This window comes from Marinobacter sp. EN3 (genome assembly GCF_000475315.1).
GTDB lineage: Bacteria > Pseudomonadota > Gammaproteobacteria > Pseudomonadales > Oleiphilaceae > Marinobacter > Marinobacter nauticus.
On sequence record NZ_AXCC01000030.1, the window covers coordinates 147,583 to 162,594 of the forward strand.

Genomic DNA, 15,012 nt, shown 5'->3' on the forward strand with positions numbered 1-15,012 from the left:
GACAGTCATTCCAACCACGGAAAACACACCACATGAAGAATCTGACCATCCAGGCGAGGGTGCTGTTGCTGGCACTGGTGCCGGTTATTGTTCTGACTGCATTGCTGACCACTTACAACCTGAATCAGGCCCGCTCGATCGGAGAGCAGGCGGTTGCAAGCTTCTCGGAAGACATGGAGGCCAGCAAGCGCCAGGAGCTGCGCAACTATCTGGAGCTGGCAAAAACGTCCATCCAGCACCTTTATGAGCAGCCGGGCTCGGCCAATGATCCTGAGGTCCAGCAGCAGGCCTGGGACATCTTGCGGCAACTGCGTTTTGACGACTCCGGCAGTGAGGGCTATCTGTTCGCCTATACCACGGAAGGTGTTTCGGTGATGCATGGTGTCAATTCCGCCCTGGAAGGCCGTAACCTCTGGGGCTTTCAGGACCCGAACGGCACCTACCTGATTCGCGAACTGATCGAGGCTGCGCGCAATGGTGGCGGCTATGTACCCTATGGCTGGAAACACCCGGAAACCGGTAACGTAGCCCCCAAGTTAGGCTATGCCGAAATGCTGCCGAAATGGGGCGTGATGATCGGCACCGGATTCTGGATTGACGGCCTGGAATCTCAGGTTGCTTCCATGGAACAGCGGGTGGGCGATTCCCTGGGTGAGGCGATCATTGGCTCGGTGACCACCTCCCTGATCGCCCTGGCCATTATTGTCTTCCTTGCCCTTGTCGTGGTTCGCGGCATTATCAGTCCGTTGAAGTCGGCGGTGACGGCGATGAATGGCATTGCCAGTGGCGACGGGGATCTTACCCGTCGGCTTGACGTCTCGGGCAGGGATGAGCTGTCCCAGTTGGCCACGGCGTTCAACAGCTTTGCGGATCAGGTGCATGGGCTGGTCCGCCAGGTCCGCCAGTCGGCCGAGACATTGAATGTTACCACCGGCGAGTTGAACGAGGTCATGGTGGAAGCCGAGCAGGGCGTTGAGCGCCAGAAATCGGAAAGTGATCAGGTAGCCACCGCCATGAACGAGATGACCGCCGCAGCCCAGGAAGTGGCCGGTAATGCCAGTGAAGCGTCGGATTCGGCTGGACACGCTACCGCTCAGGTAACCGATGCCCAGGGGCTGGTCTACCAGGCCATCGAGGTGATTGGCGGGCTCTCCAAACAGGTGGAAGAGGGTGTTCAGGTCATAGAAAAACTGGGCACCGACTCCCGCCAGATCGACAGCGTGCTGGAGGTTATTCGGGAGATTGCCGACCAGACCAACCTGTTAGCCCTGAATGCTGCCATCGAGGCGGCTCGCGCCGGAGAAGCCGGCCGTGGCTTTGCCGTGGTTGCCGACGAGGTACGTACGCTGGCAAGCAGGACCCAGAAGAGCACTCAGGAGATCCAGGCGACCATCGAGCGGCTGCAGAAAGGTGCCCAGCAGGCGGTAATGCTGATCGGCGCCATCAGCCAGCGCAGCGAGGAAACCGTGGAGGAAACCCGCCAGGTGAACGAAGCGCTGCAGCGTATTTCCCAGGCCGTGAACACGATTACCGATATGAACACGCAGATTGCCAGTGCCGCGGAAGAGCAGACCAGCGTGTCGGAAACCATCAACCAGAATGTCCACGAAATCGTGGCAATCTCAGAGCAGACTGCCCAGGGTACCCGTCGCGCCGGCGAAGCGACCCAGCGCCTCAAGGCATTGGCCGGTGAGCTGACCGACGAGGTCAGCCGCTACCGGGTCTGAGCAGAATTAGACATGTGGTCAAAGGAAAAGGCGCAGTCATGAAAGTGATCTGCGCCTTTTTTGTCCGGATCAGGGCGCGATTTTCTTTTTCAGGACTTTGGTCAGCGGCCTTGGCAGGCTCGGCAGTGATTTCAGCAGCCAGGGCAGCACCTTTCTTTTCACGCCATTCAGGGATTCCGGCACCACCGCCTCAATCAGGTGCGGGCCGGGGTTGTGTTTGGCGTATTCCATGGCTTTGATCAGCTCTTCCGCGGTGGTTACCCGGGTGCCGTGCACGCCCATGCTCTGGGCCAGTAACGCGTAGTTGGTGACCGGGCCACTGATGTCCAGTTGGGATTTTGCCTTGGCTCCGGCTTCTTCGGCGCCAACCCGTTCCAGTTCTACGTTCAGGATCGAGTAGGAGGCGTTGTTGAAGATAATGGTGGTCACGTTCAGGTTTTCCCGCGCCATGGTCCACAGGGCCTGGTTGGTGTACATGGCGGTGCCGTCACCGATCAGTGCGTAAACCTGGCGATCCGGACAGGCGATGGCTGCGCCGATGGCGTTGGGCATGCCTTGCCCGATGGCCCCGCCGGTGAGGGTGATCAGGTCGTGCCGTGGCGAGCCTGCGGTCATGGCGTTCAGCATCAGGCCGGAGGTGATGGCTTCATCCACGATAATGCTGTTCTCGGGCATCAGTTCGCCCACCGCCCGGCAAACCTTTTCGGCGGTGAGTTTACCTTTGGGCAGGCCGGGGCGGCCGGGCGCCTGCAGCTTGGGTTGGGCATTGCTGGCACCGAGAGTATCGGCCAGCTTTTTCAGGCTGGCGGTGGCATCCTGCTCCGGCGTGCTCAGGGTGTGAGCCGTGCAGTTGTCTGGCACCAGGTAGCTTTGTTTGCCCGGATAGGCGAAGAAGGAGACCGGGGCCTTGGCATCCACCAGAATCAGATGGTCGAACTCGGAGAGCTGCAGGGTAGCGAGTTCTGCCAGGTAGGCAATTCGCTCCACCGGCGGCAGGCCGGCGCCCCGTTCAATGCGGGTCGGGAAGGTTTCAGCAAACAGGGTGACACCGTTGTGGGCGGCAATGCGGGCTGCTTCCAGCAGGGCGGGCTCTCTCAGAGCGCGGCCACCTAACAGCAGGGCGGTTTTCTTGCCGCTGCCAATGGCTTCGGCGGCGGCCCGGATGGCATCGTCATCGGCGGCCGGCGCTTTTGGCTGTGTCGGTGCGGCACAGGGGGTACCGCCGTTGCCCCAGGACACGTCCGCCGGCAGAATCAGAGTGGCTACCTGGCCGGGCAGGCCCCGGGCGGCGGTGATGGCTTCGGCGGCATCCTGGCAAAGGGCTTCTGTGCTTTGTGACGTGCGCACAAAACTGGGGGAGATGTTGCGAGCGACCGTTTCGATGTCAGACTGCAACTGGGCGTCGTATTTCACATGGTAGGTGGCATGGTCGCCAACAATGTTGACCACCGGTACCTTACCCTTGCGTGCATTGTGCAGATTGGCCAGGCCATTACCCAGGCCACAGCCCAAGTGCAGCAGGGTAGCAGCGGGTTTGTCCGCCATCCGGGCGTAGCCGTCGGCGGCACCGGTGACGACGCCTTCAAACAGGGCCAGTACCGCCCGCATTCCGGGTTCGCTGTCCAGGGCGGCGACAAAATGCATTTCGCTGGTGCCCGGGTTGGTAAAACAGACTTCAACACCCGAATCCACCAGGGTTTTCATGAGTGCCTGAGCGCCGTTGGTCATTGTTGTTCTCCAGCTTGGGTCAATTCGTTTGTATTGGTCCGGTCGAGATGAGTTTCGTTGATATCGGCAATTCTGGTGACGCCGGTCAGGGTCATGGCCAGTTTCAGTTCCTGTTGCCAGGTGTTCAGGAGTCGGGTTAATCCGGCCTGACCTTCTGCCGCCAGGGCCCACGCCCAGGGGCGACCAATCATCACGCCGTTGGCCCCCAGGGCGAGGGCGCGGAAAACGTCTACGCCGTTGCGGATGCCGCCATCCACCAGGATCTCGGTGTCGTTGCCGACGGCGGCCACGATATCCGGGAGTTTGCGGGCGGTGGCGGCCACACCATCCAACTGACGACCGCCGTGGTTGGAGACCACGATGCCATCGGCGCCTACGTTGACGGCTGCTTTGGCATCGTCCACTTCCAGAATGCCTTTCAGGATCAGCTTGCCGGGCCAGCGTTCCCGCAGCCATTCGATGGCCTGCCAGGTGACGGAAGCGTCGAACTGGGTATCGACCCATTGCTTGAAGGAATCCAGGTTACTGGCCTCTGGCACCGCGTCGCTCAGATTGCCGAAGGTGAGGGGTTTACCTTTTATCGCTACCTGCCATAGCCACCCGGGCCTGGATAGCAGTTGCTGCGCTTTGAGCGCAACGGAACGGGCGCCGGCGCTGTTCAGGCCGTTGCGGGTATCCCGATGCCGGGGGCCGGGCAGGGGCAGGTCGATGGTAAATATCAGCGTCTGGCAGCCGGCATCCCAGGCTTTTTTCAGCAGGGTGTCTACGTAGTCCCGGTCACGAATCATGTACAACTGGAACCAGAAGGGCGCCGTGGCGGCTGCTTTCACTTCTGCCAACGGGCATATGCCAACGGTGGAGAGGGTGAAAGGCACCTCGGCGGAGTTGGCTGCCTTCACAGCCTGGGCTTCTCCCCGTTGTGCCATCATGCCGGCCAGCCCCAGAGGCGCCAGGGCGACAGGCATGCTGCAGGATTGCCCGGCCAGCTCGGTGCGGGTGTCCACGTTGTCGACATCAATCAACACACGCTGGCGCAGGGCGATATCCTGCCAGCCGCGGACATTGGCCCGCAGGGTGTGTTCTTCGGTAGCGCCGCCGTCCAGGTAATCTGCCAGAAACCGGGGCAGTTTACGGCGGGCGAGTTGCTGGTAATCGGCGGCGGTGGCCGGATAACTCAGGGGCATGGTCTCAGTTTCCCTTGGTGATGGAGCGGGCGGCAGCCCGCGCCGTCAGAATGCAACCGGGCAGGAAGGTGCCTTCGAGTGACCGTTTGCCATTGCTTCCACCGCCGCCAAAACCGGCCGCTTCGCCGACACAGTACAGGCCGCGGATGGGTTGCCCGCTGGCATCCATTACCCGGCTTTGCAGGTCGGTGCGTAGGCCACCCAGGCTCTTGCGGGTAGTCAGTTGCATGTGAATGGCGATAAACGGCCCGGCGCCTGGTTTCTGAAGAGGTGCCGGTTTGCAGGTGCGCAGCCGGTCCGGGCCCCACTGGCGGGCGTGGCGGATCATGCGGATTTGGGCATCGTTGTTCAGTTGATCGCCCTTGCTGAAATTGGCATCGAAAGCATCGGCAGTGGCCTGCAGGGTGGCGGCGTCAATGTCCAGAGAGCAGGTCAGGGCGTTCATTTTCTTCGCCAGCCCTTCCAGGGTGTCATCCACCAGGAAGTGACGGCTTTCGTTCTGCATCTGATTCACCAGCGGTTTGTTGCCCAGCAGCAGTTCTTTCAGGAACAGCGGGAATTGTTTGTCCCGGATGCGGGCGTTGTGTTCAGCGCCGGAGATGGCAAATTCTTTCAGAGCGATGCGCCGGTTCAGCAGGTGCCAGGTCCAGGGTTTTTCCTGATCGGCTACCCGTTGGCACAGCCAGTGAGTATCAAAGCCGGTCACCAGGGGCTCCGGCCCGATACGTTCGCCCCGGTGGTTCAACCAGAGTGCGGATTTACACGGTATGGTAGACAGGCCGTGGCCCGGGAAATGCGGATAGGGGTGGGGAAAGCCCGCGGCATAGTTCCACATTTCGCCGGCGTGAGTGATGCGTGCGCCCAGGTGGTCTTTGGCCCAGTGATGCAGTTTGCCATCGGCAAACGGGTGGGCACCGTTAAGCATGGTGGCCGGTTGCGGCCGATGTCTGGGCCAGTTGGCCCGGCACTCGGCGTGGCTGCCGTTGATACCGCCCATAGCCAGCACCACGTTCGGAGCCTCAAACCGCACTTCTTCGCCGGTTTCCTCGTTGATGGCAACGGCGCCGCAGACCTCACCGGCCTGATGGTCGAGTGCGGTCATTCGGTGCCGGTGATGAATGGCCAGTCTGCCACTGGTGTTGGCTTCGTGCAGGGCATTGACCATGCAGCGCACCAGTTCCCGGGAGGTGCCCCAGGTGATGTGGTACCGGGGCACGCTGTTGCCATCGCCAAACCGGCCTCGCTCCACCCAGTTCACCGCCGGCATGAATTTGATGCCCTCGTTTGCGAGCCAGTCGTGCACCTCGGTACGGGAATGCTCAACGTAATAGCGGGCCCACTGCACAGGCCACTCATCGTTTGGGTCCAGTTCGCCGAAACGCAGCCAGTCGTTCAGCGCCAGTTCCGGCGAATCGGCGATTCTCATGCGCCGCTGCAGCGGCGTGTCAATCAGCATCATGCCGCCAAAGGCCCACAGCGCCAGACCTCCGAAGCGTTCGGGGCTGTCACGATCAACAATGGTTACGGACTTGCCAGCCCGCAGCGCTTCCAGGGCGGTGACAATGCCCGCCAGTCCGCCGCCGGCAATCAAAAGGTCTGAGCTAACAGGTTTCACCATGGTGCGTTTCCGGATTGTATTTTTGATTTTGTTGTTACAGACCATATAACGCTATGATCGGTTCTGAATTGACTTCAGAGGCCATAATAATTGACGTTAGAAGCCACCGTATCGATGGGCTGGGTCAATACCGTGATCGATGCCGCGAAGAATCTGGGCGTTCCTGAGAACCTGTTGCTGGAAACCGCTGGTCTGCCGGCCGGGGCCCTGTCTCTCGAACGATGGCCCATCGACTTCATTACCCGTCTCTGGCACGCCGCGGAGCAGTGCACGCGGGATCCCGGGTTTGGTCTGAAAGTTGGCGCCGGGGTGCGGCCGGCCAGTATTGATGCGGTCAGTTTCGCCATGCAGAGCGCCGCCACGCTGCGCGAAGCCATCACCCTGGTCCAGAAATACCAGCGGCTGATCTCTGATGGCGGTCGCTTCCAGATGATACCGGGTAGCAGGGGCACCTGGATTGTCTACCACCCCCGGCAGGGGCGTCTGGCGTTCAGTCCGCATCAGATTGAAGCCGTGCTGTCGGCCGTGGTCAGCCTGACCGACTGGATTGCCGGTTCTGCGGTTGGGCCTGTGCGAGTGCAATTCAGTCAGGCTCGTCTGGGGCCACTCTCAGGGTACCGGGAGGTGTTTGGTTGCCCGGTGGAGTTCGAGCAGGCGTTCAGTGGTTTGCTGGTGGGTAATGAGGTGCTGGACAGGCCTTTACCACAGGCAGATCCGGCCCTTGCCCGTGTACATGAACAGTACAATGCAGGGCGGCTGGCGGCGCTGGAAAAGGGCGCTGTGTCGGCAGAGGATCTGCGACAATGGCTGGTCGCCCGGATGGGGCCAAACCTTCCACGACGGGCAGAAGCGGCCAGGATGTTGGGCCTTAGTGAACGCACGCTGGCCCGTCGGCTGGAGGCGCAGGGCTATACGTTCAACAGCTTGCTGGACGAGGTGCGCCGGGAGCTTGCCCTGGCGGCGGTGCGGGAATCGGGGTTGTCACTGGCGGAGATCGCGTTGTCGCTCGGGTTTGCAGAGGCCAGTACCTTTTACCGGGCATTCCATCGCTGGACTGGCATGCCCCCGGCTCGCTGGCGCAAACAGGGGGCGCACTGAAACCTACAGATTGGCTTCGGCAAACTCTGCCAGTACCGAACGGGGCACGCCTTGCAGATGGATGTGACCGCCGTGGCGGAAGCCCTTGAAGCGCTCAGTCATGTAGGTCAGGCCGGAACTCAGGGGGCTCAGATAGGGGGTGTCTATCTGCGCCAGGTTGCCCAGGCAGATCACCTTGGAGCCGTTACCGGCCCGGGTGATGATGGTCTTGATCTGGTGCGGGGTCAGGTTCTGTGATTCATCGATGATGATGAGGCTGTGCTGGAAGCTGCGGCCCCGGATGTAGTTCATGGATTTGAAGTGCAGAGGCACTTTGCTGAGGATGTAGTCGACGCTGGCGGTCATGTTCTCATCGTCTTCGTGCAAAGCTTCCAGGTTGTCCACGATCGCACCCAGCCAGGGTTCCATTTTCTCGGCTTCGGTACCGGGCAGGAAACCGATATCCTCATCCAGGCCCTGGGTAGAGCGGGTCGCGATGATGCGTTTGTAGAGTTTGCTGGCCACGGTCATTTCAATACAGGCGGCCAGGGCCAGAATGGTTTTACCGGAACCCGCCGAGCCGGTCAGGTTCACCAGGTGGATGTCGGGGTCCAGTAACAGGTTCAGGGCCATGGCCTGATAGATATCCCTGGGCACCAGGCCCCAGACTTCTTCATTCATCAGGTCATGCTGGTGCAGATCCTTGAGCACCAGTTGGTCCTCGGAGATATCAACTACCTTGCCGATGAAGCCCTGCTCGTCAATCACGAACTCGTTGATGTTCAGTTTCGCCAGTTCCCCTTCGCGTTTGAGCAGGTGCTCGGTCACCCCCTCCCGCTGGATGGTTTCCACCTTGGCGATACCGTCCCAGAATGAGTTGGGGAACTCCTTGTAGCCTTTGGGCAGCAGGTCAATGTCGTCCAGCAACTGGTCGTTGTGATAGTCCTGGGCTTCGACACCAAAGCCGCGGGCCTTTAACCGCATGTTGATGTCTTTACTGACCAGGATGATATCCCGTGACTTGTGGCGTGCCTGCAGGGCGGCGAGGGTGTTGATGATCTTGTTGTCGTTCAGGTGCTCCGGCAGGGAATGATTGCCGGCACCTTCGGTGCTCATGATGATTGAGAGGGTGCCCAGTGGGTCCGCTTTCTTGCCGCGCAGAATCGGCACGCCTTTCTCGATGTCCTTGGGGCTGGCATCACCCAGCAGTTTGTCGATGTTACGAATGGCCTGGCGGCAGTCGGCAGCAACCGTCTGTTTGCCGGATTTCAGGCTGTCGAGCTCTTCGAGGACGGTCATCGGAATGATGACATCATGTTCTTCAAAGTTCAGGAGGGCATTCGGGTCGTGAATCAGGACGTTGGTGTCGAGGACATACATTTTCCGGCGAGCTTGCGGTGCTCTTGGCATAGGGGGCGCTACCTCTCTGGTGGCTCAGTCGGTCTCGGCGCAGCGTTGCGTCAGGTCTCTGTCGGAGATCAGTTTCAGCATGTCATAAGTGGTTATGATACCGGTGATTTTTGAATCCCGGGTGACAAAGATCCGGTGCAGGTGCTCTCGCATCATGATATTGGCAATGTCTCGCACTGGCGTGTCTTCGTCAACCGACAAAACAATGGGCGTCATGATGTCCCGGACCTCAACCGGAACCTTGCCCATCTCTTCGAAGATGACCATACGCAGACGCCGGGCCTCTTCCTGCTCCTCTTCGGTCAGCCTGGGCTGATCGCCGGAACGGGAGGCATTCCAACGGAATTCGGTAATGTCCTTGAGGGTGGCTATGCCGATGATGTCGCCGTTGTCGTCGGTAACCGGGCTGCCGGTGATTTCGTTGTCGGTGAGGAACCTGGCGAGGCGATCCATAGTCCAGTTGTGGGGGACAGCCTTGATGGTCGGGGTCATGATCTCATGGGCGAGAACACTCATGTGCGGGCATCTTCCGTTTGCTGTGCTTTTGATGAAGCTTAGCCGTTCCGTGGCCTGCCGTCACCCCTGCATTGTGGGTCGGGTTAACGGGCTTCCGGGCTTACGCCCTGCAATGTGCCGTCTTCGCCCCATTGCAACTGGTAACCCTGATAGCGATCCTGTTTGGCGACGGCTTCCAGTGCGAGGATGGATTTGACCGGTATATCGACAATCAGGCTATTGACCAGCCATCCGGGCAATGCGCCGTTGGGTTCGGTGTGCTGCACCCAGACCATTCGGGTTCGGTCGCCCTCCGGGGTAAACCGGTAGAGTGTGTCGGAGCGGTCCACCCGCACGCGACTGTTGAACTCGGCCCGCATGTTGGGAGTGGCGTTTAGGTCCATGATAATCTCGCCGGTGGACGCGTCGCCGCGGGTACGGATGCGCAGTACATAATCACGGTCGGCTACCGGCCACGGCATATCGTTGACCGAATAGGCATAGCGATCGTGGAAGTCCCCCTGGCCAAAGGCATGGGATTCGGTGCAGTTGTGTACCCATTCCTCACAGGATTCCGGATTGACCATGACGGCCATCAGGTTCTCGATAGGAACGTCCAGTTCCGCTACTGCCTTGAAAGCCTCGAACCCCGAGCCTTCCCGCGCCATGGTGTATATCCGCACATTGTCCACTTCCTTGCGCAGTGACCAGGCCTCGGCATCTTCCGATGGCAACGGGACGGTTTCACTGGCGGACACAGACAAGGTCATCAACAGGCCCATAATGCCGGAAATCAGGCGGCTAACGCCGTGGGCTCTGGTTGTGGTCATAGGCTAAACTTCCGTTGTAAGAGTGAGCCGAGTCTACCACGGGGCGCAATGGCCCCCGCCTGTGAATGCGGGGGTTTGTGAACCAGGTAGCTTAGTTACACAACGCACACCACGATTGGCCTGATCTGACGAACATTATGACAACACAGAAACTGGTAGATGCCCGCGGACGAATAACGCCAGGGCTGATGGAGCATCCTGTCGACACCATCAACTATCTCGACTACGACCTGCGCACGGTGATGGACAAGCCTCGGACCCGCCTGGCCAGACACTGGCGTTTCAACCAGTTCCAGTTTGTCAGTGCGATGGCACCGGGCTGGGTGTTTGGCCTGGCTATTGTGGATCTGAACCTGGTGGGTAATGGCTTTTTCTATCTGTTCGATTTCGAGAGCGGACAGATGTTCGAGCATTCGTTTTTGCAGCCTCTGGCCAGGAACACGAACATAGAGCCCTATCCTGAACGCGGTCACGCCCGGTTCCGCAAAGGCGACTTGAGCATGGCCATTGAACCGGCCACCGGCGGTCGGAATGTGAGAGTGAGCGGACCCGGTAATATCCGGGTGGATCTTGAGTTGCGGGACACCGAACAACCCTTGCGGCTGGTGTCGCCGGCCGGATACAACGGCTGGGTGTTCACCCGGAAATCGGCCGGGCTGACGGTGGACGGTGAAGTGCGCCTGGGCGATGTGGTCTGGCGTTGCGATGAGTCTACCCGTGGGTCCATCGACTGGAGCTGCGGCTTCATGCGCCGGGAGACTGCCTGGAACTGGGCCAGTCTGGCTGGGGTTGCCGACAATGGTGTTTCAGTGGGGCTGAACCTGGCCGCTGGTGTGAACGAGACCGGGATGACCGAGAACGCGCTCTGGCTCGACGGACGTCGCATTCTGCTGGGGCCGGCCCGATTCGAGTTTGATCGCTATCAGCCCGGGGCAGACTGGCGGGTCACCACCGACGATGGCCGCGTTGACCTCCGTTTCGTGCCCGCTGGCGCGCGCCGGGAAAAGCTCAACGCCTGGGTTATTGCCTCCAATTTCCGTCAGTTTGTGGGCACTTTCCAGGGTACGGTTGCGGATGAAAGCGGCAAAAAAATCCCCGTAAACGGGTTACGGGGATTGATGGAAGATCACTTTGCCCGGTGGTAAACCGGGCGTAGCCATCACTTTTCGGGCAGGGTGACGTTCAATTCCAGCACGGAGCAGTGGTCATTGCGATCCACCTCCACCTGTACCATGTCGTCGCTGATCTGAACGTACTTGCGGATCACCTGCAACAGCTCCTGCTGCAGCTGGGGCAGGTAGTCCGGCTGTTCACGCTGGCCCCGCTCATGGGCCACGATAATCTGCAGTCGCTCCTTGGCGACACTGGCCGTACTGTTTTTCTTGCTTCTGAAGTAATCGAAAAAACTCATCCCTTAGCCCCCTTTGAACATCCGTGAGAAGAAGCCTTTTTTCTGGGACGTCATGAAACGGTGTTCCCGTTCCTCGCCCAGCAGCCTCGCAACGGCATCTTCATAGGCCTGGCCGGCATCGCTTTGCTCCTCCAGAATGACCGGCAGGCCCTGGTTGGAGGCATTCAGTACGATCTGGCTCTCGGGAATCACGCCCAGCAGGGGAATGGCCAGGATTTCCTCAACATCCTGTACCGACAGCATCTCGCCTTTTTCTACCCGGTCCGGGTTGTAGCGGGTCAGTAGCAGGTGTTCCTTGACTGGGTCCTGCCCCATTTCCGCTCGCCGGGATTTGCTCTGCAGTATGCCCAGGATGCGGTCTGAATCCCGTACCGATGAGACTTCCGGGTTGGTTACGACAATCGCCTCGTCGGCATAGTAGAGCGCCATCAGGGCGCCATGTTCGATGCCGGCCGGGGAGTCGCACACGATGTAGTCGAAGGTTTCGGACAGTTCGTTGATGACCTTCTCCACACCATCTTTGGTGAGAGCTTCCTTCTCGCGGGTCTGGGAGGCAGGCAGGATGTAGAGCGTTTCTACCCGCTTGTCCTTGATCAGGGCCTGGTTGAGAGTCGCTTCGCCCTGAATGACGTTAACGAAGTCGTACACCACCCGGCGTTCGCAGTTCATGATCAGGTCCAGGTTGCGCAGACCCACGTCGAAATCAATCACGACGGTCTTGTGGCCACGCTTTGCCAGACCAGTGCTGATGGAGGCGCTGGTGGTGGTTTTGCCCACGCCGCCTTTTCCTGAGGTAACGACAATGATTCTAGCCAAGGTTCAGTTCCTGTTTCTCGGTGGATTCGTCATGGTTTCAACTGTTGTTATCGGTTGTCACAACATCAGGCCTTGTCCAGTGGCGTCACCACCAGCACATCGTCCCTGAGCTGGATCTGCACAGCGCTTTTCCAGCCAATGTCCTGAAGATCTTCGGAGATTTTATAGTGTCCGGCGATGGACACAAGCTCCGCCTCAAGTGACTGGCAGAACACCCGGGCAGACTCGGCACCGTGAATGCCGGCCAGCGCCCGTCCGCGTAACGGGCCGTAAACATGAATATTGCCGGCAGCCAGAACTTCGGCTCCGGCCTGCACCGGCGCAAGGATGATCAGATCGCCTTCCGGCGCGTATACCTGCTGGCCCGATCGAACCGGCTGATTGACGATTTTCGCCGGTGCGGGTTCGTTTGCAGGCTCCGGTGCGGTTGCCGTTTCCGGTTCTGCTTCTGCCGGGGCTTCCGGCGCCGGCCTTTCTTTCAGGCTGCCGCCGGGCAGCAATGCCAGCGAGGCTCCCCGGGCAAGCCGGCGCTGATCGTCGTTGGCGGCACGTACGCCAATCACATGGATGTTGTGGCGGCGGCAGGTCCCGATCATCTTGAAAAAATCGAGTTCGCTGTCCAGGCCTTCATATTTCTCCAGGCTGATAATCAGCGGGATGTCTTTGAAGAAGCCCGGCGCCTGGCTGATCTTGTCCCGAAGATTGGCTTCAAATTCGTCGTTGTCGAAGTAGTAAAGCTCAAGGGCGGTCAGGGAAACACTGGCACTCTTCAGTTGAAAGCTCTGTTTTTTGTCGGTGGCTGCGGAATCGCTCATGGATGGACCTGTTCTCCGGTGTCTGAGGCATGGGCATCTCCGAGGGCGCGCAGCGGAGGGGCATCGAAACGGATGCCGGACCAGCCCGTGCTGATAAACTGGCGAATGTTACCATGGCTGTCCCCGGCCGGGTCGCTGAGCACCTGCTCGTAGTGTTGGGCGAACAGGCGCAGGGTGTCGGTCTCGCTCAGATTACAGTACTGACCCAGGCCGAAGACCCGGCAGGAGCCAGCGTTTTCGCCAGTCTCGTTGCGAAGCGGGCCGTTGCTGAAACCGGTGGGCCGAAATTCGAAATACTGATTGATCAGTTTCAGGGTGTCGTCGAAATCGGCATGACCGGCCTGCACTGAGGCCAGGTGGATACGAACCGCTTCATTAACATTCATTATTTGTGATCCTGCTTGGGGCCGGTCTGGTAGTTGGCTTTCCATTCTTCGTACGGCATGCCGTAGATTTCTTCCCGGGCGTCCGGATCTGAAATGTCGAACCCCCGCTCTCCCGCTTCGGCCCGATACCATTTGGACAGGCAGTTGCGACAGAAACCCGCCAGATTCATCAGGTCGATGTTCTGGACGTCGTTGTTTTCACGCAGGTGCTGCACCAGGCGCCGGAAGGCGGCGGCTTCGATTTCGGTGCGTTCAGACTCGGGAATCGGGTTACTCATGGGGCCTCGCTGTTGCTTGCCGGGACTATCGGGATTTCCTGACATTCTCGGCATGTTACCGTAAGATACAAGGCTGTATAAACGTACAGATTGTTAACGTGAGCCCGCCCCTATGGCCCAGCGCAAGATCATTCATGTGGACTGCGACTGCTTCTATGCCGCCGTCGAGATGCGTGACGACCCAAGCTTGCGGGATGTTCCGCTGGCGGTGGGTGGCGAGGGCGGCCGTGGTGTGGTGACCACCTGCAACTACCGGGCCCGGGCTTTTGGCGTGCGTTCGGCCATGCCCGGCAGCGAAGCCCGGCGGTTGTGCCCCGGCCTGGTCACGGTACCGCCGGACATGGGCCGTTACCGGGCAGTTTCCCACCAGGTGATGGCGATACTGCGGGAGATGACCGATCTGGTTGAGCCCTTGTCCCTGGATGAGGCGTTTCTGGATGTGACCGATGTTGACGCGTTCAAGGGCAGTGCCACCTTGATGGCGCGGCACCTGCGGGAGCGGGTGAGCAGGGAAGTCGGCATTACCATTTCCGCCGGCGTGGCCCCCAACAAGTTCCTTGCCAAAATTGCCAGTGACTGGCGCAAGCCCGATGGTCTGTTTGTGATTACGCCGCCGGAGGTGGCCGACTTTGTAAGCGAGCTGCCGGTGGAAAAGCTCTTCGGTGTAGGGCAGGTGACCGCGGCCCGGCTGCACGCCCTGGGTGTGAAAACCTGTGGCGATATGCAGGCGCTGGGTGCCGACGTGTTGATCGAGAAGTTTGGCAAACAGGGCTATCGTTTGTTTGAAATGGCCCATGGCCGGGACAATCGCCCCGTTGTGGTGTCGCGGGTGGCCAAGTCGGTGAGCGTCGAGCGCACCTTTTCCCAGGACCTCCCTGACCGGAGCGCCTGCGATACCGTGATGCCGGCCCTGGTGGCCGACCTCAATCTTCGCCTCTCGCGCAAGGGGCAGCACAAGCCGATACACAAGCTGTTCGTGAAAATCCGCTACAGCGATTTTTCCACCCACACACTGGAGCGGGTTCGGGAGTCCGTTACCGAGCCGGCCCTGGTGGATTTCCAGCCACTGCTCGAAGAGCTGATGCCCAAAGACCGCCCGGTTCGCCTGCTGGGAGTGGGAGTCCGGTTCCGCAATGACGATGCTCCGGTCACCCAGTTGCGCCTGTTTGACTGACTTCGGTCCCCGCGGGCATATCCGCCATTTTTTTAGTTTAAAACGGTATGGCTGCCGCTTTGA

General features: G+C 59.9%; 15 protein-coding genes. 4 read left to right on the forward strand and 11 right to left on the reverse strand.

The window, feature by feature from the left end; genetic code table 11:
* The first annotated feature begins 32 nt into the window (after positions 1-32).
* Positions 33-1,727: a methyl-accepting chemotaxis protein gene (locus Q675_RS30955; protein ID WP_014420716.1), complete on the forward strand. Its 1,695-nt coding sequence runs from the start codon at positions 33-35 to the stop codon at positions 1,725-1,727.
* Positions 1,728-1,796: 69 nt separating this feature from the next.
* Here the strand turns inward: Q675_RS30955 and Q675_RS30960 are convergent, their stop codons facing one another.
* From Q675_RS30960 to Q675_RS30970, 3 genes are read right to left on the reverse strand one after another with little or no spacing between them, the layout of a single operon-like run.
* Positions 1,797-3,455: an acetolactate synthase large subunit gene (locus Q675_RS30960; protein WP_023011496.1), complete on the reverse strand. Its 1,659-nt coding sequence runs from the start codon at positions 3,453-3,455 to the stop codon at positions 1,797-1,799.
* Complete coding sequence (locus Q675_RS30965) at positions 3,452-4,639, reverse strand: L-lactate dehydrogenase (protein ID WP_023011497.1); 1,188 nt, start codon at positions 4,637-4,639, stop codon at positions 3,452-3,454. The genes Q675_RS30960 and Q675_RS30965 overlap by 4 nt, the downstream gene beginning before the upstream one ends.
* Positions 4,640-4,643: 4 nt before the next feature.
* Positions 4,644-6,257: an FAD-binding dehydrogenase gene (locus Q675_RS30970; protein ID WP_023011498.1), complete on the reverse strand. Its 1,614-nt coding sequence runs from the start codon at positions 6,255-6,257 to the stop codon at positions 4,644-4,646.
* Between the two features lie 90 nt (positions 6,258-6,347).
* On the opposite strand from Q675_RS30970, the gene Q675_RS30975 reads away from it, so the two are divergent.
* Positions 6,348-7,355: an AraC family transcriptional regulator gene (locus Q675_RS30975; protein ID WP_011785805.1), complete on the forward strand. Its 1,008-nt coding sequence runs from the start codon at positions 6,348-6,350 to the stop codon at positions 7,353-7,355.
* Positions 7,356-7,358: 3 nt separating this feature from the next.
* Here the strand turns inward: Q675_RS30975 and Q675_RS30980 are convergent, their stop codons facing one another.
* From Q675_RS30980 to Q675_RS30990, 3 genes are all read right to left on the reverse strand, one after another.
* Positions 7,359-8,744, reverse strand: coding sequence for a PhoH family protein (locus tag Q675_RS30980; RefSeq protein ID WP_011785804.1), 1,386 nt, complete (start codon positions 8,742-8,744; stop codon positions 7,359-7,361).
* Between the two features lie 24 nt (positions 8,745-8,768).
* Positions 8,769-9,260 carry an HPP family protein gene (locus tag Q675_RS30985; protein WP_014420722.1) on the reverse strand — a complete coding sequence of 164 codons (492 nt, stop codon included), beginning with the start codon at positions 9,258-9,260 and terminating at the stop codon, positions 8,769-8,771.
* Between the two features lie 83 nt (positions 9,261-9,343).
* Positions 9,344-10,069, reverse strand: a complete 726-nt coding sequence (locus tag Q675_RS30990) for an START domain-containing protein (RefSeq protein ID WP_022991015.1) — start codon at positions 10,067-10,069, stop codon at positions 9,344-9,346.
* Between the two features lie 137 nt (positions 10,070-10,206).
* On the opposite strand from Q675_RS30990, the gene Q675_RS30995 reads away from it, so the two are divergent.
* Positions 10,207-11,214 (forward strand): DUF2804 domain-containing protein, encoded by a 1,008-nt coding sequence (locus Q675_RS30995; protein WP_011785801.1) that lies wholly within the window; start codon positions 10,207-10,209, stop codon positions 11,212-11,214.
* A gap of 14 nt (positions 11,215-11,228) precedes the next feature.
* Here the strand turns inward: Q675_RS30995 and minE are convergent, their stop codons facing one another.
* The 5 genes from minE to Q675_RS31020 all read right to left on the reverse strand — a co-directional run bounded on the left by minE (position 11,229) and on the right by Q675_RS31020 (position 13,775).
* A complete protein-coding gene (gene minE / locus Q675_RS31000; protein ID WP_011785800.1) occupies positions 11,229-11,480 on the reverse strand; it encodes a cell division topological specificity factor MinE in 252 nt (83 codons plus the stop codon).
* Between the two features lie 3 nt (positions 11,481-11,483).
* On the reverse strand, positions 11,484-12,296 hold the full coding sequence (gene minD / locus Q675_RS31005; protein ID WP_011785799.1) for a septum site-determining protein MinD: 813 nt from the start codon (positions 12,294-12,296) through the stop codon (positions 11,484-11,486).
* Positions 12,297-12,361: 65 nt separating this feature from the next.
* The gene (gene minC / locus Q675_RS31010; protein ID WP_023011499.1) at positions 12,362-13,111 is read right to left on the reverse strand and encodes a septum site-determining protein MinC; all 750 of its coding nucleotides are present in this window, start codon (positions 13,109-13,111) and stop codon (positions 12,362-12,364) included.
* A complete protein-coding gene (locus Q675_RS31015) occupies positions 13,108-13,497 on the reverse strand; it encodes a HopJ type III effector protein (RefSeq protein WP_023011500.1) in 390 nt (129 codons plus the stop codon). The genes minC and Q675_RS31015 overlap by 4 nt, the downstream gene beginning before the upstream one ends.
* Positions 13,497-13,775 (reverse strand): DUF1244 domain-containing protein, encoded by a 279-nt coding sequence (locus Q675_RS31020; protein WP_011785796.1) that lies wholly within the window; start codon positions 13,773-13,775, stop codon positions 13,497-13,499. Before Q675_RS31020 ends, Q675_RS31015 begins: the two co-directional genes overlap by 1 nt.
* Positions 13,776-13,887: 112 nt before the next feature.
* Between Q675_RS31020 and dinB the strand changes: the two genes are divergently transcribed.
* A complete protein-coding gene (gene dinB / locus Q675_RS31025) occupies positions 13,888-14,949 on the forward strand; it encodes a DNA polymerase IV (protein ID WP_023011501.1) in 1,062 nt (353 codons plus the stop codon).
* The last annotated feature ends 63 nt before the right edge of the window (positions 14,950-15,012 follow it).

Coding starts and splice junctions, on each gene's coding strand:
- Q675_RS30980 (WP_011785804.1), bottom strand. CDS start 8,744: ATGCCAAGAGCACCGCAAGCTCGCCGGAAAATGTATGTCCTCGACACC.
- Q675_RS30955 (WP_014420716.1), top strand. CDS start 33: ATGAAGAATCTGACCATCCAGGCGAGGGTGCTGTTGCTGGCACTGGTG.
- Q675_RS31020 (WP_011785796.1), bottom strand. CDS start 13,775: ATGAGTAACCCGATTCCCGAGTCTGAACGCACCGAAATCGAAGCCGCC.
- Q675_RS30965 (WP_023011497.1), bottom strand. CDS start 4,639: ATGCCCCTGAGTTATCCGGCCACCGCCGCCGATTACCAGCAACTCGCC.
- Q675_RS30985 (WP_014420722.1), bottom strand. CDS start 9,260: ATGAGTGTTCTCGCCCATGAGATCATGACCCCGACCATCAAGGCTGTC.
- Q675_RS30990 (WP_022991015.1), bottom strand. CDS start 10,069: ATGACCACAACCAGAGCCCACGGCGTTAGCCGCCTGATTTCCGGCATT.
- Q675_RS30970 (WP_023011498.1), bottom strand. CDS start 6,257: ATGGTGAAACCTGTTAGCTCAGACCTTTTGATTGCCGGCGGCGGACTG.
- Q675_RS30960 (WP_023011496.1), bottom strand. CDS start 3,455: ATGACCAACGGCGCTCAGGCACTCATGAAAACCCTGGTGGATTCGGGT.
- minC (WP_023011499.1), bottom strand. CDS start 13,111: ATGAGCGATTCCGCAGCCACCGACAAAAAACAGAGCTTTCAACTGAAG.
- Q675_RS31015 (WP_023011500.1), bottom strand. CDS start 13,497: ATGAATGTTAATGAAGCGGTTCGTATCCACCTGGCCTCAGTGCAGGCC.
- dinB (WP_023011501.1), top strand. CDS start 13,888: ATGGCCCAGCGCAAGATCATTCATGTGGACTGCGACTGCTTCTATGCC.
- Q675_RS30995 (WP_011785801.1), top strand. CDS start 10,207: ATGACAACACAGAAACTGGTAGATGCCCGCGGACGAATAACGCCAGGG.
- minE (WP_011785800.1), bottom strand. CDS start 11,480: ATGAGTTTTTTCGATTACTTCAGAAGCAAGAAAAACAGTACGGCCAGT.